The organism is Mobilicoccus sp. (assembly GCF_032060985.1).
In the GTDB taxonomy this organism is placed as follows: Bacteria; Actinomycetota; Actinomycetes; order Actinomycetales; family Dermatophilaceae; genus Mobilicoccus.
This window is the reverse complement of the sequence record NZ_DAMBGD010000006.1, coordinates 138652-159843: the sequence shown is the minus strand read 5'-3', so window position 1 is coordinate 159843 and position 21192 is coordinate 138652. Positions and strand designations below refer to the sequence as shown.

At 71.3% G+C, this 21192-nt stretch carries 22 protein-coding genes; 5 read left to right on the top strand and 17 right to left on the bottom strand.

Annotated elements, in window-relative coordinates; all coding sequences use genetic code 11:
* Window positions 1-36: 36 nt before the first annotated feature.
* The 8 genes from RT054_RS07120 to panD all read right to left on the bottom strand — a co-directional run bounded on the left by RT054_RS07120 (window position 37) and on the right by panD (window position 8781).
* Window positions 37-1116 carry an alanine/ornithine racemase family PLP-dependent enzyme gene (locus RT054_RS07120; RefSeq protein ID WP_313022763.1) on the bottom strand — a complete coding sequence of 360 codons (1080 nt, stop codon included), beginning with the start codon at window positions 1114-1116 and terminating at the stop codon, window positions 37-39.
* Between the two features lie 79 nt (window positions 1117-1195).
* Window positions 1196-2593, bottom strand: a complete 1398-nt coding sequence (locus tag RT054_RS07115; protein WP_313022762.1) for a glutamate mutase L — start codon at window positions 2591-2593, stop codon at window positions 1196-1198.
* Window positions 2590-4827, bottom strand: a complete 2238-nt coding sequence (gene oraE, locus RT054_RS07110) for a D-ornithine 4,5-aminomutase subunit OraE (protein ID WP_313022761.1) — start codon at window positions 4825-4827, stop codon at window positions 2590-2592. The genes RT054_RS07115 and oraE overlap by 4 nt, the downstream gene beginning before the upstream one ends.
* Window positions 4824-5261 carry a D-ornithine 4,5-aminomutase subunit OraS gene (gene oraS / locus RT054_RS07105; RefSeq protein WP_313022760.1) on the bottom strand — a complete coding sequence of 146 codons (438 nt, stop codon included), beginning with the start codon at window positions 5259-5261 and terminating at the stop codon, window positions 4824-4826. Before oraS ends, oraE begins: the two co-directional genes overlap by 4 nt.
* Complete coding sequence (ortB, locus tag RT054_RS07100; RefSeq protein WP_313022759.1) at window positions 5258-6766, bottom strand: 2-amino-4-oxopentanoate thiolase subunit OrtB; 1509 nt, start codon at window positions 6764-6766, stop codon at window positions 5258-5260. The genes oraS and ortB overlap by 4 nt, the downstream gene beginning before the upstream one ends.
* Entirely contained in the window at window positions 6763-7155 is a 393-nt protein-coding gene (gene ortA / locus RT054_RS07095) for a 2-amino-4-oxopentanoate thiolase subunit OrtA (protein ID WP_313022757.1), read from the bottom strand. The genes ortB and ortA overlap by 4 nt, the downstream gene beginning before the upstream one ends.
* The gene (gene ord, locus RT054_RS07090; protein ID WP_313022756.1) at window positions 7155-8195 is read right to left on the bottom strand and encodes a 2,4-diaminopentanoate dehydrogenase; all 1041 of its coding nucleotides are present in this window, start codon (window positions 8193-8195) and stop codon (window positions 7155-7157) included. The genes ortA and ord overlap by 1 nt, the downstream gene beginning before the upstream one ends.
* A 136-nt stretch (window positions 8196-8331) precedes the next feature.
* Window positions 8332-8781, bottom strand: a complete 450-nt coding sequence (gene panD / locus RT054_RS07085) for an aspartate 1-decarboxylase (RefSeq protein ID WP_312718095.1) — start codon at window positions 8779-8781, stop codon at window positions 8332-8334.
* A gap of 217 nt (window positions 8782-8998) precedes the next feature.
* Between panD and dhaK the strand changes: the two genes are divergently transcribed.
* From dhaK to RT054_RS07070, 3 genes are read left to right on the top strand one after another with little or no spacing between them, the layout of a single operon-like run.
* Window positions 8999-10792, top strand: a complete 1794-nt coding sequence (gene dhaK / locus RT054_RS07080) for a dihydroxyacetone kinase subunit DhaK (RefSeq protein WP_313022755.1) — start codon at window positions 8999-9001, stop codon at window positions 10790-10792.
* A 2-nt stretch (window positions 10793-10794) separates the two neighbouring features.
* Window positions 10795-11211: a dihydroxyacetone kinase phosphoryl donor subunit DhaM gene (gene dhaM, locus RT054_RS07075; protein WP_312718018.1), complete on the top strand. Its 417-nt coding sequence runs from the start codon at window positions 10795-10797 to the stop codon at window positions 11209-11211.
* 55 nt (window positions 11212-11266) lie between these two features.
* On the top strand, window positions 11267-11806 hold the full coding sequence (locus tag RT054_RS07070; protein ID WP_313022753.1) for a YetF domain-containing protein: 540 nt from the start codon (window positions 11267-11269) through the stop codon (window positions 11804-11806).
* An 87-nt stretch (window positions 11807-11893) separates the two neighbouring features.
* On the opposite strand, the gene RT054_RS07065 is transcribed toward RT054_RS07070, so the two are convergent.
* From RT054_RS07065 to RT054_RS07025, 9 genes are read right to left on the bottom strand one after another with little or no spacing between them, the layout of a single operon-like run.
* Window positions 11894-12397 (bottom strand): DUF3817 domain-containing protein, encoded by a 504-nt coding sequence (locus RT054_RS07065; protein WP_313022752.1) that lies wholly within the window; start codon window positions 12395-12397, stop codon window positions 11894-11896.
* 7 nt (window positions 12398-12404) lie between these two features.
* Window positions 12405-12794 (bottom strand): metal-sulfur cluster assembly factor, encoded by a 390-nt coding sequence (locus tag RT054_RS07060; RefSeq protein WP_313022750.1) that lies wholly within the window; start codon window positions 12792-12794, stop codon window positions 12405-12407.
* Window positions 12791-13288, bottom strand: coding sequence for a Fe-S cluster assembly sulfur transfer protein SufU (gene sufU, locus RT054_RS07055; protein WP_313022749.1), 498 nt, complete (start codon window positions 13286-13288; stop codon window positions 12791-12793). Before sufU ends, RT054_RS07060 begins: the two co-directional genes overlap by 4 nt.
* Entirely contained in the window at window positions 13288-14670 is a 1383-nt protein-coding gene (locus RT054_RS07050; RefSeq protein ID WP_313022748.1) for a SufS family cysteine desulfurase, read from the bottom strand. The genes sufU and RT054_RS07050 overlap by 1 nt, the downstream gene beginning before the upstream one ends.
* Window positions 14670-15461 carry a Fe-S cluster assembly ATPase SufC gene (sufC, locus tag RT054_RS07045; protein WP_312718028.1) on the bottom strand — a complete coding sequence of 264 codons (792 nt, stop codon included), beginning with the start codon at window positions 15459-15461 and terminating at the stop codon, window positions 14670-14672. The genes RT054_RS07050 and sufC overlap by 1 nt, the downstream gene beginning before the upstream one ends.
* Before the next feature lie 22 nt (window positions 15462-15483).
* Window positions 15484-15807: a Rieske 2Fe-2S domain-containing protein gene (locus RT054_RS07040; protein WP_312718030.1), complete on the bottom strand. Its 324-nt coding sequence runs from the start codon at window positions 15805-15807 to the stop codon at window positions 15484-15486.
* Window positions 15804-17105, bottom strand: a complete 1302-nt coding sequence (sufD, locus tag RT054_RS07035) for a Fe-S cluster assembly protein SufD (protein WP_313022746.1) — start codon at window positions 17103-17105, stop codon at window positions 15804-15806. The genes RT054_RS07040 and sufD overlap by 4 nt, the downstream gene beginning before the upstream one ends.
* On the bottom strand, window positions 17105-18523 hold the full coding sequence (gene sufB, locus RT054_RS07030; RefSeq protein ID WP_313022745.1) for a Fe-S cluster assembly protein SufB: 1419 nt from the start codon (window positions 18521-18523) through the stop codon (window positions 17105-17107). Before sufB ends, sufD begins: the two co-directional genes overlap by 1 nt.
* Complete coding sequence (locus RT054_RS07025; RefSeq protein ID WP_396837236.1) at window positions 18520-19257, bottom strand: helix-turn-helix transcriptional regulator; 738 nt, start codon at window positions 19255-19257, stop codon at window positions 18520-18522. The genes sufB and RT054_RS07025 overlap by 4 nt, the downstream gene beginning before the upstream one ends.
* Before the next feature lie 183 nt (window positions 19258-19440).
* On the opposite strand from RT054_RS07025, the gene RT054_RS07020 reads away from it, so the two are divergent.
* On the top strand, window positions 19441-20307 hold the full coding sequence (locus RT054_RS07020; protein ID WP_396837232.1) for an ATP-binding cassette domain-containing protein: 867 nt from the start codon (window positions 19441-19443) through the stop codon (window positions 20305-20307).
* Entirely contained in the window at window positions 20304-21101 is a 798-nt protein-coding gene (locus RT054_RS07015) for an ABC transporter permease (protein ID WP_312718037.1), read from the top strand. Before RT054_RS07020 ends, RT054_RS07015 begins: the two co-directional genes overlap by 4 nt.
* Window positions 21102-21192: the final 91 nt, after the last annotated feature.

Here is a 21192-nt window from a genome sequence, read left to right as displayed (position 1 = left end):
CCGTCCGTGCAGGCGTTCGGGCGTGAGGGCGCCGGTTCAGCCTCGGCGGACGATCTTCTCGACGTAGGGAGAGGTCGCGAGGCCCAGCAGCGCACCGTAGTTGGGGGTGAAGGCGACCTCCGCGCCGAGGTGCACGTCGCCGGTCGCGTCCTCGACGTCGAGGATGAGATGGTCGCTGCTGCCGCCGACGACCCGGATGCCCGGGTCGTGCGGGAGGATCCCGTCGACGCTCGTGTCCTGACGACCGATGTTGCAGATCGCGCGCAGCCGGGTGCCGCGGTCGTCGAACTCGACCGTCTCCCCGAAGGCGTTCTGGGCGCGCAACCCGATGGGCACCGAGGGCTTGCGTTCGAGTTCGACGATCTCGGCGACGAGGCGCACGGTGTCCTGCCGGGTGCCCGGCCAGTCCGACCGGTCGAGCACGTTGCTGCCGAGCACCACGGTCTCGCCGATGCGGAAGTGGTTGATCTCGGGCGGCATGTCGCCGCTCGCGAGCAGCGGCAGGCTCGAGGAGTTGCCGCCGCTGATGAGCCCGAGGTCGAGTCCGCTCGCCTCCCGGCACACGTCGCGGACCTCGACGAGCAGGCGCATGTTCTCGACGGTCGGGACGACGCCGCCGTAGCAGGCGAGGTTCGCCCCGACCCCGATGAGGTCGAGGTTCGGCAACGCCGCGGCGGCCTTGGCGATGTCGGGGGCCTGATCCGGCCACACGCCTTCACGCAGATCGCCGACGTCGATCATGAGCACGGCCTCGTGCCGCACGCCGAGCATCCGCGCGGCGTCGGAGAGGACCTGGAGGCTGCCGAGGCTGCTGTTGAGCGTGATGTCGGCGTACCGCACGACGTCGTGCGCCGCCGAGGGGGTGGGGATGCGCAGGAGCATCGAGGGCCGCTCCAGCCCGAGTGCGGCGATCGAGGCGAGGTTCTGGATGCGCGAGTCCGACACCATGTCGGCCCCCGCCTCCACCATCGCGTGGATCACCTCGGGATGGGCGCACACGACCTTGCCGACCGCCGCGACCTGGGCCCCGTGCGCATGACAGAGGTCGTAGACGACCTTCGCGTTCTGCGCGATCCGGTCCGGGTGGATCTCCAGTCGGGGGGTCTGCGCGATCATCGCCTGTCCTCCATGATCGTCGTGCGTGGTGATGCGGTCGGGCCGCTCATGCGGTCCTGGGCGTGAGCCGTCCCGGCGCCTACGGGCCCGTGCTCCGAGCGCGCCGCTCCTGCCCTCTCACCCATTCGGCGAACGAGGCCGAGACCTGCTCGGGATAGGTGTGGGCGAGCGTGCCCATCGCGGAGAACAGGTAGTCACGGTCGATGAGGATCCGGGCCTCCGGGGAGGGCAGCAGCGACGTGACCCCGCCTCGGGTCGAGGGACCGACGCAGATGCCGCGCAGGATCTCCTCGCCCCCGGGCACCTGGGTGAGCGCGCCCCCGGTGGCGACGACGTACTCCACCGCGGTGAGGTCCTTGCCCCTCACGACCTGCTTCTTGCCACTCGGGGTGTAGAGGTCGGTGAGGGTGCCCGCGTGTCGCCGGATGCCCTGGTCCACGGCCCGCTCGGCGAGTCGCCAGGTGAGGGCGACCTCGGCCTCCGCCTCGGGCATGGCGCGCAGGTCACCGAGCGCCGCCTCCATCTCCGCATGACCCGCGGCGACGTTCGCGGCGTTGACGTACACGCCGAGGTCGCCCTCGACGGTGCGCTTGGCCGTGGGCTCGGGCTCGATCGCCCTGGCGGCGAACTCGGCGCTGCCCTCGGTGACCGAGTGGATGTCGGTGGTCGCGCCGCCGACGTCGATCACGACGACGTCGCCCACGGCCTCGGCGAACAGCTCGGCGGCGAGGAGGACGGCGCCGGGCGTGGGGAGGATCTCGGCGTCGGTGAAGTCCCGCAGCCGCGCCATCCCGGGGGCGTGGGTGATGTGCGCGTTGAAGACCTCGTGGATGAGGCCGCGCAACGGCGCGATGTTGAGGACGTCGACCTCGGGGAAGACGTTGTCGGCGAGGAGCACCGGGACCCCGGCGTCGGCGAACAACGAGGTCACGGGTCGACGGAGGGCGGCGTTGCCGGCGTAGACGACGGGCGTGGCCCGATGCCCCGCGGCGTGCCGGTCGGCGAGCAGCCCGGCGAGCAGCTCGGCGTTGCGCAGCACGACGCCGCGTTCCCCTCCGTCCACGCCGCCGGCGAGGAGGACGACGTTGGGGGCGACCTCGCGGATCTCGTCGAGGTCGTAGCTCGCGAGGGGCCCGGCGGTGACCATCGTGACGATCGCCCCGGCGCCGAGGGAGGCCTCACGCGCGGCGCGGGCCGTCATGCTCACCGTGAGACCGTGCACCGTCATGCGCAGCCCACCGGCGGCCGAGGAGTTGACGTGGGTCTCGACCGTCCTGGGGTCGGGTCCGCCCGCCGCCCGGCACGCGGCGAGGGCGGCGTCGATGCCGAGGCCGACGTCGCCCTGCTCGACCGAGGTCGGCGCGAACCCCTGAGCGAGGGGGCGGAAGACCCCCTCGCTCAGCTCGAAGGCGTTGACCTTCGTGATCGTGCTGCCGACCTCGACGGTCAGCACGCGGCGGTCGGAGCCACCGCTCACGCGGAGGCCTCGCGTGCCCGCAGGGTCTTCACCATCGCGTCGACGACCATGATCCCCTTCGTGCCGCGTCCGAAGGTCGCGTCCAGACCGGTCTCGCCCGCCATCTCGCGGGACACCTGGGTGCCGCCGGCGATGAGGACGAGGGAGTCGCGTACGCCCTTCTCGACGGTGAGTTCGGCGAGGCGCTTCATCATCGTGCGGTGCACGTCGTTGTGGCTGATGATCGTGCTGATGAGGATGGCGTCCGCGCCGGTCTCGATCGCCGCGTCGACGAGCTTGGTGAGCGGCACCGACGTGCCGAGGTAGTCGTACTTGACGCCGTACTTCTCGATGCCGCCGTGCTTGATGTCGAGGATCTCCCGCAGGCCGACGCTGTGCTCGTCCTCCCCCACGGTGCCCGCGACGACACGCAGCCCCCGCGCCTTGACCTCCTCGCGGATCTCGTCCTCCGGCAGCAGCACCTCCTTCTCGGGGATGTGCAGCGTGGCACGGTCGACGTCGAACGCGACCTTGCCCTTGACCTCGACGAACGTGCCCTCGCTGGGGTGCATCGGTTCGAGGTTGACGACCTCGGGGTCGAGAAGGCCCATCTTCTTCGCCATCTCGATCGCGTAGACCTCGGTGATGTCGACGTTCTCGGGGACGAAGAGCTGGATGAGCACGGTGCCGTCGCCCGCCCACTCGGCCTCGGGCTTGATGCGGCCGCCCTTGCGGTAGGGGAGGGTCTTCTCGAGGCGGGCATCGACGGAGTCGCTCGGGTCGAGCTCGTCGATGTAGACGATCTTCTCCGGGTGCGCGAGGGTGTCGCCGCCGATCGCGTCCTCCGGGCGGGTGACGCCCTTCTCGACGAGCCACCGCGGAATCGTGTTGTCGCCGAAGTGGCAGCTCACGGGCGCGAAGTAGTCGGGGTCTCGCTCGACGATCGACCCGGCACCGACGCCACCGGCGCCGTCGCGGGCGATGCCGTCGCCGTTGCGCTCGGGGTAGCGGGCGGAGTCGACGAAGAAGCCCGCCTCGACGGCGGCGAAGTACCCGCCGATCTCGATGGCCTCCTCGAGGAACGCGACCGCGCGCACCTTGAGGTCGTGGATCATCTCCCCGAGCGGACCGTCCTTGCGCAGGGCGAGCAGCTCGTTGATGCCGTCGAGTCCCGCCCATGTCTGCTTGACGGTCTGCAGCCCGCGCACGTTGTTGTAGTGCCACGGGACGTTGCGGCCCTCGTCGGGGGTGATCGTGCTCTGGATGTCGGCGCTCGTCAGCATCGAGATGAGCGTGTCGATCGTGTGCGTGCGCACGGCCTCCTCGATGTTCGCCTCGATGTAGCGGGTGTTCTGCTGGGCGCGGAACTTGTAGTCGGAGAAGACGTCCCGCAGCGCGATCGCGTAGGGCAGGTCGAACCAGAGCTTGGGGGCGGGCGGGGAGTTCGGCGGCACCGTCGACAAGCCGATGAGGCCACGGTCCATGCCGACGAGCTCGGAGAACGCCGTGTTGATGCCGTGCTGGACGATGAGCTCGGGCATGACGAGCCAGCCGGCCTTGGCGGTCGCGTTGGCGTTGTGGGCGCCGTCGATCTGGAAGATGCCGGCCCCGTTCATCACCCTCTTCGCCTCGGCGGCGTCGACGAAGCTCCGGTACATGTTGACGTTGCGGTAGAGGACGTTGTACTGCGGGTCCTGGTGCGCGCCGTTGACGCCCTCCTCGGCGAAGAGGACCGCGACCTCCGGCCCGGCGACGCCGGAGACGTAGGAGTGGAAGTTGATCGGCCGGCCGACCTCGTCCTCGATCGCGTCGCAGGCCTTGCGGGAGGCGCGGATCTGCTTGCGGGTGATCGGCACGCCGCCGATGCCCTCGGGGGTGCCCTCGAGGAGTCCGTCGATGTGCGACTGACCCGTCGTGCGGATGACCATGAGGTGGTCGGCGCCGTGCCAGGCCGCCATGCGCATGCGGCGCACGTCGTCCTCGAAACGGCCCGAGGCGATCTCGGTGGTGACGACGCAGGCGGGCTGGGGGTCGATGTCACCGAAGTACTCGCTCGCCGGGAGGCCGAGGGAGTTCTTCAGAGGGGTGGAGGCGTCACGGAAGTGGAACGGGCCCATGTCGACCCCTCCCTCGGGCACCTCGCGCCACGTCCACCCCTTGCGGCGGGGGCGGTAGTGCTCGAGGTCCTGGAGGAGGACCTCGACGTCGAGCTTCTCGTTCGGCTGCAGGGGGCCGAAGGACTCGGGGGCGCTCACTGCGCTGCTCCCTTCTCGAAGAGACCGGTGAGGACACCGGGGTCGGCGGCGATGCGGGCGGCGGCCTCGCGGACGTCGAGTCCGTGCCGCTCACCGACGAGGAGGACGACATGTCCGGCGCCCTTGCCGAGCAGTCCGGCCTCGGTGATCGCGTCGACGACGCCGTGGCTGCTCACCGAGTCGATGCCCATCCGCAGCAGGACCGAGCGTTCGATCGAGGGACTCGTGTGCGTGCGGGCGAGGTCGACGACCGGCGTCATCATCTGCCGCGTGAGTTCCCAGAACCGGGCCTTGAGTTCCTCGTCGGAGAGCCGGGCCAGTTCCTCGACGCGGGCGTCCATGCGGGCGGTGCGTTCCGCGCTCGCGTCCGCGGTGACGTCGGGGGTGTCCGGGCCCTCGCCCGGCTCGGGGGTCAGGGGCGGGGTGTCGCTCATCGGGGGCTCCCTGTCGTGCTCGTGCCGTTCGCGTCGCCGCGGGCGTGGGGGTGGGTGTCGGGTGTGGTGGTGCGGGCGTCGCCGGCGGCCGGGGTCCCGGTGAGGTCGGCGAGTGCCGCCCGGACCCAGGCCTCGTCGGTGTGGGTGTCGGCGGCGACGAACGCGACGTCGTTCTCGCTCCACTCCTGCGCGGGCAGGCGGCGCAGCGCGTTCTTGACGTAGCTGCGGCGGACGGCCTCGAGGTCCTGGGGCCGGCCGGCGACCTGGTCCAGGCGTTCGGGCAGGACGATGACCTCGCCGGGGACGTTCTCGCGCGGGTCGCCGACGCGCACCTCGATGCCGTTCTCCCGCGCGAACGAGAGCTGGCGGTTGTGGTGCTTGCCCGCGCCGGTGTACTCGGTCTCCTGCACGACGACGAGTTCGTCGCGGTCCATCTGCGCGGCGAGGGCGACGGCGGCGGTGACGCTCGTGTTGCCCGCGGGGCCGCGCTCGATGCCCTCGAGCTTGGTGAGCAGCTCGGTGATGTAGAAGACCTCACCCTGGGTGACGAGGTGGTAGGAGTCCATGTACCGCAGGCTGCGGGCCGCGTTGCGGGGCACGTCGGTGCGGTCCGGCCACGTGGCGAAGGGGATGCCGAACCCGGTGTGGCCGGTGGTGAAGGACTTGCGGTTGAAGTCGGTGTCGCTGCCCATGTGCAGGCCGGACAGGTCGACCGAGCACGCGACGATCTCGGTGTCCTCGCACCCGACGAGCCGCAGCCCACGGGCCGTGCCGGTGAGGTTGCCCCCGCCCGCCTGGGTGACGACGACGGCCTCCGGGTCCTTGCCGTAACGCTCGCGGACCTGGGTGCCGATCTCGGCACCGAGGGTCTCGACGCCGCGGATGCCGAACGGGGTGTAGAGGCTCGCGTTGAAGAATCCGGTCGTCTCGAGGGTGACGAGCATCTGGTAGAAGAGCTCCGGGCCGACCGACAGCTTCTGCACCTCGGCGCCGTAGGCCTCGCAGGCGCGCGACTTCTCGACGATCTCGGGTTGACCGACGCCGCGGGAGTCGAAGACCTCCTGGAGGACGATGCACCGCAGGCGTCGCATCGCGGCCTGACTCGCCACGGCGGCGCCGTAGTTGCCCGACGTCGCCGTCGCGACGCCCTCGTACCCGCGGCGCCGCGCCTCGTAGCAGCTCACCGAGGCCCGACGGGCCTTGAACGAACCGGAGGCGTTGGCCGCCTCGTCCTTGAGGAGGATCGTCGCGCCCCTGCCGGGGCCCGCGAACTCCCGGACGGCCTCGGTGAGGTTGGTGAGCTCGTACAGCGGGGTGTTCCCGACCTTCGTCTCGGCCTGGATCCGGGCGATGTCCTCGAGCGTGAAGTCGCCGCCCGCCATCATGCGCTCGTAGTCGAACGCGATCGGGCTCTGCTCGAAGTCGTCGTAGTCGATGCCGAGACTGGCCTTCATGATCTCGTTCTTGCGCGCCATCACGGCGTCGTAGGACATGTCCCTGGTCATCGGCCCTCCCCCGTGGTCTGCGCGGTCCCCTCGCCGGCCTCGTTGCCCGGCGCGGACTCGCCGGTGTCGGTGTCGGGGTCGGCCTGAGAGGCGGACCGGGTGAGGGAGCCGGCGGCGAGACCGATGCGCAGCAGTTCGGGGACGGTGGCCCCGAAGCTGTGGTCGTAGTGCGGGTCGACGCGGACGAGCCGCCCGGTGTGCTCGTGGTCGATGAGCGACCGGACGCTCACCTCCTCGCCCTCGTGGGCGTCGGCGGTGAGGAACCCGTTGAGCCGCAGGACGTACGGCGTCGCGGCCGTCTCGGGCGGCAGGTTGGTCGCCCGCTGCTCGGGCCGCAGGAGCACCCGCTCGATCTCGACCCAGGTGCCCGCGGGAACGGTCGCGCCCATCAGACCCGCCGCCGGTAGGCCGAGGGGCCGACGAGGGCACCGGTCATCGGGATGTCGAGCATGTTCTTCAGACCCGGGGTGGCCTCGACGATGCGCGGCACGACGTTGACGGCGATGGCCTGCGTGGCCTTGCCGCCCGCGTACTCGGGGTTGATCTGCATCGAGACCTCGGGCGTGCCGTGGATCGTGATGTAGTCGCCGGTGCCCTGGCCCTCCAGTTCGGGCAGCACCTGCTGGGGGTGGACGAGGGTGAGGACGACCTCGTCGCCGCGGTAGCCGAGCAGGGTCTGCTTGCACCCCGCCACCATGCCCGGCTCGATCGTGATGTGCGGGGTCTCGCGGCGGACGGTCGAGACAATCGGCTCGCGCTTCTGCTCGATGCGGTCGATGCCGAGGCCGAGGGCGTCGCTGATCATGCGGGCCGACTCCGGGAAGCCGATGTGCCCGTCGACCGAGCCGTCCTCGACACCGGCGAGGAACTCCTCCTCCGACAGGCCCACACCCTGCGTCCGCATGACCGTCGGGCCGTAGGGCGAGAGGTCGTTGACCCGGGTGGCCTCGATGGAGGTCACCTCGAGGCAGCCGGCGGTGAGGGCGACGACGAGGGTGTCCATCGACAGGCCGGGGTTGACCCCGGTCCCGATGATCGAGACCCCGTTCGCCTTGGCCAGGTCGTCGAGCTCGCGTGCGGCCTCGGGGGACTGCGCCTCCGGGGAGGCCATCTCCTCGGCGATGCTCACACAGTTGATGCCCGCCGAGAGGATGGTCCGCAGATCGTCGATCTGCTCCTTGACCCATGAGGTCGTCGCGATGATGACGCAGTCGACGTCGTCCTTGTTCAGCACGGAGGAGGGGTCGTCGGTGACGGTGGCGCCGAGATCGGTGTCGAGACCGAGCACCTCGCCGAGCGGTCTGCCGACGTACTCCGGGCGCGTGTCGATGCCGCCGACCAGTTGCAGGCCCTCCTTGCCGGCCACGAGGCGGGCCATGCCGCTCCCCATCGCACCGAGACCCCATTGGACGACGCGCAGCGTTGACATTGACCACTCCTTCGACGGCATCTGTGCAGACCAGGGGCCACGGGGGTGAACCGTGGCCCGGTCCGTCAACCGTAATCCGGGGCGGTGCCTCCTGTCCGGGGAATCCGGAGACCGTGACGGGCGTGCGCGGGTGGTGTCAGCCCTCGTGTTCGGCGGCCGCGACCTCGGCCTCGCCGACCCGGGTCTCCGCGGCGGCGATCGCCGTCGCGCCGAGCAGGGCGCCGGGCTCGTCCCGCCGCGTGACGAGGCGGTCGATGCTGTTGTCGCTCGGGTCGACGAGCACGACCCGGGGATGGAAGTCGCTCGGCACCGGCTCCGGCACGAGCTGGTAGGCCATGATGATGACGAGGTCGCCCGGCTGGACGAGACGGGCGGCCGCCCCGTTGAGCTGGATCTCCCCCGACCCCCGCGCGCCCGGGATGGTGTAGGTCTCGAGGCGCGCGCCGTTGTCGATGTCGACGACCTGGACCCGTTCGTAGCTGAGGATGCCCGCCGCGTCGAGGAGGTCCTCGTCGACGGTGATGGAGCCGACGTAGTGCAGGTCGGCGGCCGTGACCCGGGCGCGGTGGATCTTGCCGGTCACCATGGTGCGAAAGGCCACGATGCGTTCTCCCACGAAATCGGTGAGTCACCCGCGGGACGCCGCCGGGCCGCCTCGACGATAGGGGGCCCGCCCCGTCCGCTCCAACCGGGACGGGCCCGACGGGTGCGAGATGGGTCACCCTCGGCGACCTCGATCCGGGGTCGGGCGGCGGGGCACGGGGTTAGCCTGGCGCCACGGCCGATCAGGAAGGCGATGCCCCATGCAGAAGATCATCGACGATCCCACCGACCTCGTTCGCGGAGCCCTCACCGGCATGGCCGGTGCCCACCCGGAGCTCGACGTCGATGTCGAGAACTCGATCGTCTATCGGGCGACCCCCAAGGAGGCCGGCAAGGTCGCGCTGCTCTCGGGCGGCGGCTCGGGCCACGAACCGATGCACGGCGGGTTCGTCGGCCACGGGATGCTCGACGCCGCGTGCGCCGGTGCGGTCTTCACCTCCCCGGTGCCGGACCAGATCCAGGTCGCGACCACCCGCGTCGACCGCGGGGCGGGCGTCCTCCACATCGTCAAGAACTACTCCGGCGACGTGATGAACTTCGAGATGGCCGCCGAGGCGGCCGACGGCGTCGAGGTCGCGACGGTCATCACCGCCGACGACGTCTCCGTCGAGGACAGCACCTACAGCACCGGGCGCCGCGGGGTCGGCGTCACCGTGCTGCTCGAGAAGATCGTCGGCGCCGCGGCCGAGGAGGGCCTCGACCTCGAGGGCTGCCGGTCGCTCGCCCAGCGGGTGGCGGACTCCGGGCGCTCGATGGGGGTCGCGCTCACCTCGGGGACCGTGCCCGCCGCCGGGCATCCCACCTTCGACCTGCCGGAAGGCCGGATGGAGGTCGGTGTCGGCATCCACGGCGAACCCGGGCGCCGGACCGACGATCTCGGCACCGCGACGGAGATCGCCCGCGTGCTCGTCGAACCGATCCTCGCCGACCGTGACTTCACCTCCGGCCCCGTCCTCAGCTTCGTCAACGGCATGGGCGGCACGCCCCTGTTGGAGCTGTACAACCTGTCGGCCGACATCGATGCGCTCCTGGAGGAGGCGGGCGTCGAGGTCGTCCGGCACCTCGTCGGGCCGTACATCACGAGCCTGGAGATGGCGGGTGCCTCGCTCACCCTGCTCTCCCTCGACCCCGAGATGCTGCGGTACTGGGACGCGCCGGTGAACACACCCGGCCTCCGGTGGGGCGCAGCGGACGCCCCGGCCGGCTCCCGCAGCGAGGGCCGTCGCTCGGCGTCCGCGACCGGTGGCGCTGCGACGGCCCCCGCCGAGGGCCGGCCCGCGACGGTCTCCCCCGAGCGGCGCGAGGCCCCGCCGTCGGCCGCCCGGCCCGCCGCCGCGTCGGGCGCCCCCGGAACGGTGGGCGCGAGGACGGTCGAGGCCTGGTTGCGGGAGTTCGCCCGCCTCGTCACGGAGCACGAGACGACGCTCACCGACCTCGACGCGGCGATCGGCGACGCCGATCACGGCGCGAACATGGTCCGCGGCATGAACGCCGTCGTCGCCTACCTCGACGAGCTGGAGGATGTCGACGAGGTAGGTCCGTCGACCGTGTTGTCGAAGGCCGGGACGACCCTCGTGAGCAAGGTCGGCGGCGCCTCCGGACCGCTCTACGGCACGCTCCTCATGCGCACCGGTAAGGCGTGCGGTGACGCTCCCGACCTCGACGCGACGACCCTCGCCAGTGCCCTGCGGGCCGGGGTCGAGGGCGTGATGGCCCGAGGCAGGTCCGAGACCGGCGAGAAGACGATGCTTGACGCCCTCGTCCCGGCGCTCGACGCCTTCGACGCCGCGGGCGGCGACCTCGTCGTCGCGCTCGACGCCGCCGCGGCCGCCGCGGACGAGGGCCGCGACGCGACGACCGACATGGTCGCGTCCAAGGGCCGGGCCTCCTACCTGGGTGACCGGTCCGTCGGCCACCAGGACCCCGGAGCGACCTCCGCGGCGCTCCTCGTCACGGCGCTGCGGACCGCGGTCGCCTCGACCACGAAGGAGTAGTCATGAGTGTCGGATTCGTCGTCGTCAGCCACAGTCGCGCCCTCGCCGAGGCCGCCGTGACCCTGGCGTCGCAGATGATCCCCGGTGACCCCGTGCCCATCGAGCTCGCCGCCGGGACCGCCGACGGTGGCCTCGGCACCGACGCCACCGCGATCCAGACCGCGATCGAGCGGGTCGACGAGGCCGTGGACGACGGCGTCATCGTGCTGCTCGACCTCGGCTCGGCGATCATGTCGACCGAGATGGCCCTGGAGATGCTCGAGGACGTGGTCCGCGACCGCGTCGACGTCTCCCCCGGCCCGCTCGTCGAGGGGCTCGTCATCGGGGTCGTCCAGGCATCCACGGGCGCCAAGCGGTCACGGGTCCTCCGGGTCACGCGGGACGCGCTGCAGTCGAAGTCCACCCAGCTCGGCGGCTGAGGAGCGGTCGGCTCCGTCGCCCGGAGCCCGTCGGTGCGCCTGCGAGGATGCGCGCATGCGTGAATATCTCGCCATCTCGCCGGCGCAGGCCGCCGCTGTCGTCCTCTCCGCGGTCGGTATGTACGGGGCGTTCCTCGTCCTCGTCCGGGTGTTCGGGGCCCGGGTGCTGGCCCGCATGTCGACGTTCGACTTCGTCGTCACGCTCATGCTCGGCGCGATCGCCGGGCGCGTGATCCTCGGGGACACCCCCGTCCTCGAGGCCGGTGTCCTCGGGCTCGGGACGCTGCTGATGCTCGAGGTCGCCGTGGGCAAGTTGCGCACGATCCCGCGCGTGCACCGGTGGCTCACCCCCGCCCCGATCCTCATCCTCGAGGGGGGTCGGGTGCTCGAGGACGGCCTTCGACGTGCGCATATCACGATCGACGAGGTCGCCGGCGCGCTGCGCACCCAGGGCATCAGGCACCTCGACGAGGTCGCCTACGGCATCTTCGAACCCACCGGGGCGATCAGCCTCCTGCGGATCGGCCGCGACGTCGATGACCGTCTGCTCACCGACGTCGTCCGGCCCGAGGTCGGACCCCCGGCCGAGCGCTGAGACGCCCCCGGACGAGCCATCCGCGCCACCCCCGGAGGACGGGGACGGCGCGGATGGGAGCGAGGGCGTGAGGCCGACTCGCGAGGCTCAGGAGAACCACTGCCACGGCGGGCCGAGGGCGAGCAGTACCGAGAACACGACGGCGAGGCCGATGAGGGTGAGGAGCAACGCGGGCACGGGGTGGCGCAGCGCCGTCGCGACGATGCGTTCGACCGGTCCGCTCGGCGACTCCGCGAGGAGCCGCCACCGCGGGGCGAGCAGCCCACGCCGAGCGGCGGAGCGCTCGAACGGGATCGTCGCGTACGGCAGCACCGACGAGCCCAGCCCGAGGAACAGGTCCGTCGCCCGCCAACGCCGGTCGACGGCGACGAGGATCGTCGCGGTGACGTAGGAGAGGAACACGAACCCGTGGACTCCCCCGCCGAGGCGCACGCCGAGGTCGGTGACGTCGAAGACGTACTTGAGGAGCATGCCGATGATGAGCAGCGTCCACGTGACGGCCTCGGCGAACGCGAGGGTGCCGTAGAGCCGTTCGGGGCCGGTGGTGAGGCGGCGGTCGTCGGCCGTGGTCGACAGGTCGTCGCGGGTCATCGGCGCCTCAGACGTTGAACCCGAGCGCACGCAGCTGCTCACGGCCTTCGTCGGTGATCTTGTCCGGGCCCCACGGCGGCATCCACACCCAGTTGATGCGGTGGTCGGAGACGATGCCCTCGAGCGCCTGGGCGGTCTGGTCCTCGATGACGTCGGTGAGCGGACAGGCCGCGCTCGTGAGCGTCATGTCGACGATCGCGGTGTTCGCGGAATCGACGGTGACGCCGTAGACGAGGCCGAGGTCGACGACGTTGATACCGAGTTCGGGGTCGACGACGTCGCGCATCGCCTCCTCGACGTCGGCGGCGTTCGCGGGGGTCGTGCCGGCCGAGGGTGCGGCCGCGACGGGAGCGTCCGAGGCCGGTGCGGCGGCAGTGCCGGTGAGATGGTCGGTCATCGTTCCTCCAGGGGGGCGGCGGGGGTGGCGGCGGTGAGGGCGCCGGAGGCGGTCGTGTCGGCGCGGGCGCGGGCGAGGGCGTCGAGGAGCGCCGACCACCCGAGCAGCGCGCACTTGACGCGGGCGGGGTACTGGGCGACACCGGCGAGGGCGACCCCGTCGCCGATGACCTCCTCGTCGCCGGGGTCCTTGCCCCGGCTCGTGAGCATCGACTTCATCGCCTCGTAGGTCGCGAGCACCTCGGTGATCGGGTACCCGATGGACTCCTCGGCGAGGATCGAGGTCGACGCGACCGAGATCGAACAGCCGAGCGCGTCGTAGCTGACGTCGGAGAGGACCTGGGTGCCGTCCTGCTCGCTGAGGTGGACACGGAGCGTGACCTCGTCACCGCAGCTCGTGTTGACGTGGTGGACCTCGGACTCGAACGGCTCGCGCAGCCCGGCATGCTGGGGGTGCTTGCTGTGATCGAGGATCAACTGCTGGTAGAGGTCCATCACGCGACTCCGAAGATCTCGGGCACCCGGTCCAGCGCGGTGATGAACGCGTCGATCTCCTCGCGGGTGGTGTAGACCTGGAAGCTCACCCGGGTCGAGGCGGGGACGCGCAGAGCGCGGTGCAGCGGCCACGCGCAGTGGTGACCGGTACGCACGGCGACGCCGGAGTCGTCGAGGATCTGGCCGACGTCGTGCGGGTGCACCCCGTCGACGACGAACGCGACGGCCCCGACCCGGCGCTGCGGGTCGGTCGGCCCGAGCACCCGCACCCACGGACGCTCGGCGAGTCGCTCGAGGGTGTAGCCGACGAGGTCGCGGTCGTGGGCCGCGACCCGGTCCATGCCGATCTCCGACAGGTAGTCCACTGCGGCGCCGAGCCCGACGACCTGCGCCGTCATCGGCACACCGGCCTCGAAACGCTGCGGCGGCGCCGCGTACGTCGACCCCTCCATGCGGACGACCTCGATCATCGACCCGCCCGTCACGTACGGCGGCATCGCGGCGAGGAGGTCGTAGCGGCCCCACAGGACACCGATGCCGCTCGGGCCGAGGACCTTGTGGCCGGTGAACGCCATGAAGTCGACGCCGAGGTCGGCGACGTCGACCGGGATGTGTGGCACCGACTGGCAGCCGTCGAGGACGGTGAGCGCACCAACCTCCTTGGCGCGGGCGACGATCCGGGGCACGTCGACGAGGGTGCCGAGGACGTTGCTCACGTGGGTGAACGCGACGAGCCTCGTGCGCTCGGTGATCGCCGAGAGCTCCGGGTCCAGCTCGCCGTCCGCGTCGATCTCAAGCCACGTGAGCGTCGCGCCCGTGCGGCGGCAGAACTCCTGCCACGGCACGAGGTTGGCGTGGTGCTCGAGGGTCGTCACGCAGACCTCGTCGCCGGGGCCGATGCGCAACCGGTCGGCGATGAGGGGGTCGACGCCGTCGAGCGCGCCGGGGGCGTTCGCGTTCGAGAGCGCGTAGGCGACGAGGTTGATCGCCTCGGTGCCGTTGCGGGTGAACACGACCTCCTGCGCCGGGGCACCGATGAACTCGCCGATGCGCTCACGCGCCGACTCGTACAGGTCGGTCGCCTCCTCGGCGAGCTGGTGCGCGCCGCGGTGGACCGCGGCGTTGTGGTGCTCGTAGAAGTCCCGTTCGGCGTCGAGGACCGCGCGCGGCTTCTGCGAGGTCGCGCCCGAGTCGAGGTAGACGAGCGGCTTGCCGCCGCGCACGGTGCGACCCAGGATCGGGAAGTCCGCCCGCAGCCGGGCGATCTCCTCGGCGTCGGGGGCGGGGCGTGCGGTCACCCCCGCCTCCTCACGGGAGACCTCGGGGGTGTGCGGCGCCGTCGTGCCCGAGGTCGTGGCGTCGTCGGTCAATGCCGTGGTCATCAGGCGTTCGCCGCCACGTCCTGGGTGGTGAAGCGGTCGTAGCCCTCCTCCTCGAGGCGGTCGGCCAACTCGGGGCCGCCCTCCTCGGCGATCCGACCGTCGACGAAGACGTGGACGTGGTCGGGGGTGATGTACCGCAGGATCCGCGTGTAGTGCGTGATGAGCAGGACGCCCATGTCGTTCGAGGCCTTGGCGCGGTTGACGCCCTCGGAGACCACGCGCAGCGCGTCGACGTCGAGACCGGAGTCGGTCTCGTCGAGCACGGCGAACCGTGGCTTGAGCAGCTCCATCTGGAGGATCTCGTGGCGCTTCTTCTCACCGCCGGAGAAGCCCACGTTGACGTCCCGCTCGGCGAACGTGGAGTCCATCTTGAGGTCGGCCATCGCGTTCTTGACCTCCTTGACCCACGTGCGCAGCTTGGGCGCCTCGCCGTCGACCGCGGTCTTCGCGGTGCGCAGGAAGTTGCTCACCGAGACGCCGGTGACCTCGACGGGGTACTGCATCGCGAGGAACAGACCGGCGCGGGCGCGCTCGTCGACGCTCATCGCGAGGACGTCCTCGCCGTCGAGGGTGACGGTCCCCTGGGTGACGCTGTACTTGGGGTGGCCGGCGATGCTGTAGGCCAGGGTGGACTTGCCCGAGCCGTTGGGGCCCATGATCGCGTGCGTCTCGCCCGACCGGATGGTCAGGTCGACGCCCTTGAGGATCTCCTTGGGGCCGTTCTCGGTCTCGACGCTGACGTGCAGGTCGCGGATCTCCAGCACGGAGGGCTGCCGGGTGGTCTCGCTCATGTCTCGCTCCAGGTGGGGGTGATCAGAAGTTGGTGGGGGTCGCGGAGTCGACGTAGACGTCGTCGCCCTCGATCTCGACGCGGTAGACGGCGACGGCGGCGGTCGCGGGCGGGGTGGCGGGGGCTCCCGTGGTGACGTCGAAACGCGAGCCGTGGAGCCAGCATTCGACGAAACACCCGGAGACCTCGCCCTCCGACAACGCGACCGAACCGTGGCTGCAGGAGTCCTCGACCGCGTGGATCGTGCCGTCCTGAAGGCGGATCATCGCGACGTTGCGGCCCTCGACGACGGCGGCGTGCGCCTGACCGGGGGTGAGGTCGTCGACGGCGCAGACGAGCTCCCTCATGCCGGGGTCGCCGTGAGGTCGAGCTCGGCCTCGATCCGTTCCATGAGGTGGGCGCTCACGTCGGCGACGCCGATGCGGTCGACGATGTCGGCGAAGAACCCACGGACGACGAGCCGTCGGGCCTCGTCCTCGGGGATCCCGCGCGCCTGCAGGTAGAACAGCTGCAGGTCGTCGAACCGTCCCGTGGCCGAGGCGTGCCCGGCGCCCGCGATCTCACCGGTCTCGATCTCGAGGTTGGGAACGCTGTCGGCGCGGGCCCCGTCGGTGAGCAGGAGGTTGCGGTTGAGCTCGTAGGTGTCGGTGCCCTCGGCGGACGCCCGGATGAGCACGTCGCCGATCCACACGGTGTGCGCTCCCTCGCCCTGCAGGGCCGACTTGTAGAGCACGTCCGAGGAACAGTGCGGCGCCTCGTGGTCGACGAAGAGCCGGTGCTCCAGGTGCTGACCGGCGTCGGCGAACGAGACCCCGAGGCCCTCGAAGCGCCCGCCGGTGCCGTCGTAGAACGCGTTGGTCGAGACCCGGACGAGACCACCGCCGAGGCTGACCGCGACGTGGCGCACCGTGGCGTCCCGGCCGACGACGACGTCGTGCTGCCCGACGTGCACCGCGTCGTTCTCCCATTCCTGCACGGTGACGACGGTGACCTGGCTGCCGGCACCCGCGAGGACGGTGAGCACCTCGGCGTATTCGGCGCTGCCGTGGTGGGCGACGACGATCGTCGCCGTGGCGAAGTCGCCGACGCGCACGAGGAGGTGGCCGTGGACGCGCGTCGCCCGGTCGGTGCCGGTGAGCCGGAGGACGACGGGCTCGGTGAGCTCGGCCTCGGCGGGGACGTCGACGACGCCGACGCCGCCGCTGTTCGCCGCCGCGATCGCGGCGACGCGGTCGGCGGGCTTCGGCGGCTGCAACGCGCGCCACTCCTCGACGCTCATCGTCGAGGTCGTCACACCCTCGGGAAGTCGCTCCTCCCACTGCAGGCAGGCACCGGTGGCCTCGTCGGCGAACAGGCCCGCGAGCTCCTTGATCGGGGTGAAACGCCACCCCTCCTCGCGACCGGTCGGCAGGCCGAAGTCGGCCACGTCGAAGCTCGTGCGCCATTCGGCGCGCGACTGCTCCGGCACGGTCGACTCGACGGCGCCCCGGACGGCGTCGCGCGCGGCGTTCGCCGAGACCTCGCTCGGCGCCGCGGCCGTCGTCACGCCGGGCGTGCCGAGCGTCGGCTTGTCGGACTCGACGGGCATCCCCGTCGAGGTCTCCCCGGTCTCGGGGCGAGGGGTGGTGCGATCGACCAGTGGCATCAGCCCACGGATCCTTCCATCTGCAGCTCGATGAGTCGGTTGAGTTCGAGGGCGTACTCCATGGGGAGCTCCCGCGCGATGGGCTCGACGAACCCGCGCACGATCATCGCCATGGCCTCCTCCTCGCTCATGCCTCGCGACATGAGGTAGAAGAGCTGGTCGTCGCTCACCTTGGACACCGTGGCCTCGTGACCGAGCTGCACGTCGTCCTCACGGACGTCGACGTACGGGTAGGTGTCGGAGCGGCTGATCGTGTCGACGAGCAGCGCGTCGCACACGACGGAACTCTTGGAGTCGGTCGCCCCCTCGGCGACCTGCACGAGGCCGCGGTAGGAGGTGCGTCCGCCGCCGCGCGCGACCGACTTGCTCACGATGGAGCTCGAGGTGTGCGGGGCGTTGTGGACCATCTTGGCGCCGGCGTCCTGGTGCTGGCCCTCACCCGCGAACGCGATCGAGAGGGTTTCGCCGCGGGCGTGCTCGCCCTGGAGGAACACGGCCGGGTACTTCATCGTCACCTTGGAGCCGATGTTGCCGTCGACCCACTCCATCGTCGCCCCCGCCTCGCAGGTCGCGCGCTTGGTGACGAGGTTGTAGACGTTGTTCGACCAGTTCTGGATCGTCGTGTAGCGCACGCGGGCGCCCTTCTTGACGACGATCTCGACGACCGCGCTGTGCAGGGAGTCCGACTTGTAGATCGGGGCGGTGCAGCCCTCGACGTAGTGCACGTAGGAGTCCTCGTCGGCGATGATGAGGGTCCGCTCGAACTGGCCCATGTTCTCGGTGTTGATCCGGAAGTAGGCCTGGAGCGGGATGTCGACGTGGACGCCCGGCGGCACGTAGATGAACGAGCCGCCCGACCACACCGCGGTGTTGAGTGCCGCGAACTTGTTGTCGCCCGGGGGGATGACGGTGCCGAAGTACGACCTGAAGAGGTCCTCGTGCTCGCGCAGCCCGGAGTCGGTGTCGACGAAGATGACGCCCTTCTCCTCCAGGTCCTCACGGATCTGGTGGTAGACGACCTCGGACTCGTACTGCGCGGCCACACCGGCGATGAGGCGCTGCTTCTCCGCCTCCGGGATGCCGAGCTTGTCGTAGGTCGCCTTGATGTCCTCGGGTAGTTCGTCCCAGGTGGTCGCCTGCTTCTCGGTGGACCGGACGAAGTACTTGATGTTCTGGAAGTCGATACCCGAGAGGTCGCTGCCCCAGTGCGGCATGGGCTTCTTGTCGAAGAGGCGGAGGGACTTGAGGCGCAGCTCGCGCATCCACTCCGGCTCGTCCTTGAGGGACGAGATGTCCTCGACGACCTCGGGGGACAGGCCACGCCGTGCGGTCGCACCCGCGACGTCGGTGTCGGCCCAGCCGTAGTCGTAGCGCCCGAGATCCTTCAGGCCCGGGTTGAGCTCCTCGATCGTGCTCATGTGGCGCTCCTCTCGTCGTGCCCGTGGGCGTGGTGCTCGGTGGTCGGGGTGGTCTGGTCGCGGCGGTCGCCGCCGGATGTCGCAGCGCCGGGCGGGCGCTCGAGTGGCCCGAGGAGGACCGGTTCCCGTGGGACGAACGTCGTGCAGACGTGTTCGCCGCCAGCGAGGGTGGCGAGACGCTGGACGTGGACCCCGAGCAGCCGGGCGAACACCTCGGTCTCCTCCTCGCAGAACTGCGGGAAGCGGGCTGCGACCTCGTGCATCGGGCAGTGCCCCTGGCAGAGCTGCAGCCCGAGCCCCGAAGGACCCACGGGTCGGGCCGACGCAGCATACCCGTCGGCGGCGAGGGCCTCCGCGAGGGCCTGGGCCCGGTCGACGAGGTCCTCCCCCGCCGCCTCGACGACGGGGGCGTAGCGTGCCTCGAGGACCGCCAGCCGGTCGCGGGCGAAGTCGGCGACGGCCTCGTCCCCCAGCCGGTCGGCGAGGAACTGCAGCGCCTCGGTGGCGACGTCGCCGTATCCGGTGGACAGGTGACTGTGCCCCGCGGGCGTGACGACGTACGCCTTCGCCGGCCGTCCACGCCCCCGCTTGGCGGGGACGACGTCCGAGGGGGCGATGAGCCCGTCGTCGGCCAGCGCCTCGACGTGCCGACGCACGCCCGCGGTGCTCATGCCGAACTCCTCGGCGAGTCGCGTGGCGGTCACCGGACCGAGTTCGGAGACCCGGCGGAGCACGAGGTCCCGTGTGCGGGCATCGCCCTCCACCGCGACGGGGCCCGGGGCTCCCGATGCGGCTGCGGGACGACTGTCGATAAACACAACACCGATCTTATCTAATTCGGGGACGGCTGTCTGCGGGGGGTCCCCGTCGGGGCTCCGGCGCTCGGCGTGTCGGTCGACGGTCCTACACTGCAGGCCATGGCCACCCCCACCGGCGATCCGCACGATCCCCCGCGACCCGCACCGGTGGAGCGCCCCTCCCCCAGCAGGACCCCCGCCCCCACCCCGGCCTCCGCGGAGAGGTTCGTCCCCGCCCCGGCGGCCGGGCGCGCGTCCGCGTCACCGGCGGTGCGCGTGAGCGGCCTCGCCAAGCGGTTCGGTCAGGTCCAGGCCGTCGCCGACATGTCGTGGGAGGCCCGGGCGGGCCGGGTCACCGCCGTCCTCGGCCCCAACGGTGCGGGCAAGACGACGGCGATCTCCTGTCTCGAGGGGTTGCTGCGCCCCGACGCGGGTACGGTCGAGGTCCTCGGCGTCGACCCCTGGCGGGCCTCCACCGAGCACCGCGCCCGGGTGGGCGTGATGTTCCAGGAGGGTGGACTGCCCAACACGACGAACGCCGCCCACCTGCTCCCCCACCTCGCGCGTCTCTACGCCGACCCCTGGCCCGTCGCCGATCTCTCCGCACGACTCGGCATCGAGGACTTCCGGCGCACGTCCGTCAAACGGCTCTCCGGCGGACAGCGCCAGCGCGTCGCCCTCGCCGCGGCCCTCGTCGGTCGGCCCCAGGTCCTCTTCCTCGACGAACCCTCGGCCGGGCTCGACCCGCACGCGCGTCTCGACGTCTGGGGTCTCGTCCGTGAGGTCGCCGACCGCGGCGCGTGCGTCGTGCTCACCACGCACTCCTTCGAGGAGGCCGAGCATCTCGCCGACGACCTCGTCATCGTCGCCGACGGACGCGCCGTGGCCGCTGGCACCGTCGCCGAGGTCACCGGCGAGCGGGGCCTCTACGACACCTACTTCGCCCTGACGCGTCCGGGCACGAGCCTCGAGGGAGGACCCCGATGACCGCACCCGCCACCGGCACGTCGGGCGCCGGCGCCGATCCGGGTCCCGCCACCGCCGCCGCACCTCCCGCCCGCCGTGTCCTCTCGCAGGCCTGGTTCGAGGCGATGACGATGCTGCGCAACGGGGAACAGCTCCTCGTCGCGATCGTCCTGCCGGCGCTCATGTTGCTCGCCCTGTCGCGGGGGGTGATCCCCGGCATCGAGGGACCGCAGGCGCTCGAGCTCAGCATGGCCGGGGTGTTCGGCCTGGCGGTGATCTCGACGGCGTTCACCGGGCAGGCGATCTCCACGGGGTTCGATCGCCGCTACGGCGTCCTGCGCCTCCTCGGCACGACCCCCCTCGGGCGCGGCGGGCTGCTCGGGGCCAAGGCCCTCGCGGTCCTCGTCGTGCTCGCGGTCCAGCTCGTCGTCCTCGGGGCGCTCGGGATGGTCCTCGGATGGCAGCCCCACCCGGGACGCCTCCTGCTCGCGGTACCCCTGCTCGTCGTCGGCGCGTGGGTGTTCGTCGCGCTCGCCCTCCTGCTCGCGGGCACGGTGCGCGCCGAGGCCGTCCTCGCGGTCGCGAACCTGCTCTGGGTGCTCGTCCTCGGTGCCGGTGGCATCGTCGTGCCACCGGAGGTCCTCGGCCCGTGGGCCGCCACGGTCGTCCCGGTGCTCCCGTTCGGCGCCCTCGGTGAGGCACTGCGCTCGGTGATGGTCACCGGTGCCGTGCCGGCCGTCCCCGTCATCGTGCTCGTCGCCTGGGGCGTCGTCTTCGCGTTCCTCGCCTCTCGTTTCTTCCGGTGGAGCGACTGAGGGCCCGGGGCCACGCCCGTCCGATACGGGAGATTCGTCCGGGTGCCACCGCCGCCGGTGTGTCGGCCCTGTTCCCCCACTAGGCTGGCCG

Coding starts and splice junctions, on each gene's coding strand:
- RT054_RS07120 (WP_313022763.1), bottom strand. CDS start 1,116: ATGATCGCGCAGACCCCCCGACTGGAGATCCACCCGGACCGGATCGCG.
- oraS (WP_313022760.1), bottom strand. CDS start 5,261: ATGAGCGACACCCCGCCCCTGACCCCCGAGCCGGGCGAGGGCCCGGAC.
- ortB (WP_313022759.1), bottom strand. CDS start 6,766: ATGACCAGGGACATGTCCTACGACGCCGTGATGGCGCGCAAGAACGAG.
- ortA (WP_313022757.1), bottom strand. CDS start 7,155: ATGGGCGCGACCGTTCCCGCGGGCACCTGGGTCGAGATCGAGCGGGTG.
- ord (WP_313022756.1), bottom strand. CDS start 8,195: ATGTCAACGCTGCGCGTCGTCCAATGGGGTCTCGGTGCGATGGGGAGC.
- panD (WP_312718095.1), bottom strand. CDS start 8,781: ATGGTGACCGGCAAGATCCACCGCGCCCGGGTCACGGCCGCCGACCTG.
- dhaK (WP_313022755.1), top strand. CDS start 8,999: ATGCAGAAGATCATCGACGATCCCACCGACCTCGTTCGCGGAGCCCTC.
- dhaM (WP_312718018.1), top strand. CDS start 10,795: ATGAGTGTCGGATTCGTCGTCGTCAGCCACAGTCGCGCCCTCGCCGAG.
- RT054_RS07070 (WP_313022753.1), top strand. CDS start 11,267: ATGCGTGAATATCTCGCCATCTCGCCGGCGCAGGCCGCCGCTGTCGTC.
- RT054_RS07065 (WP_313022752.1), bottom strand. CDS start 12,397: ATGACCCGCGACGACCTGTCGACCACGGCCGACGACCGCCGCCTCACC.
- RT054_RS07060 (WP_313022750.1), bottom strand. CDS start 12,794: ATGACCGACCATCTCACCGGCACTGCCGCCGCACCGGCCTCGGACGCT.
- sufU (WP_313022749.1), bottom strand. CDS start 13,288: ATGGACCTCTACCAGCAGTTGATCCTCGATCACAGCAAGCACCCCCAG.
- RT054_RS07050 (WP_313022748.1), bottom strand. CDS start 14,670: ATGACCACGGCATTGACCGACGACGCCACGACCTCGGGCACGACGGCG.
- sufC (WP_312718028.1), bottom strand. CDS start 15,461: ATGAGCGAGACCACCCGGCAGCCCTCCGTGCTGGAGATCCGCGACCTG.
- RT054_RS07040 (WP_312718030.1), bottom strand. CDS start 15,807: ATGAGGGAGCTCGTCTGCGCCGTCGACGACCTCACCCCCGGTCAGGCG.
- sufD (WP_313022746.1), bottom strand. CDS start 17,105: ATGCCACTGGTCGATCGCACCACCCCTCGCCCCGAGACCGGGGAGACC.
- sufB (WP_313022745.1), bottom strand. CDS start 18,523: ATGAGCACGATCGAGGAGCTCAACCCGGGCCTGAAGGATCTCGGGCGC.
- RT054_RS07020 (WP_396837232.1), top strand. CDS start 19,441: ATGGCCACCCCCACCGGCGATCCGCACGATCCCCCGCGACCCGCACCG.
- RT054_RS07015 (WP_312718037.1), top strand. CDS start 20,304: ATGACCGCACCCGCCACCGGCACGTCGGGCGCCGGCGCCGATCCGGGT.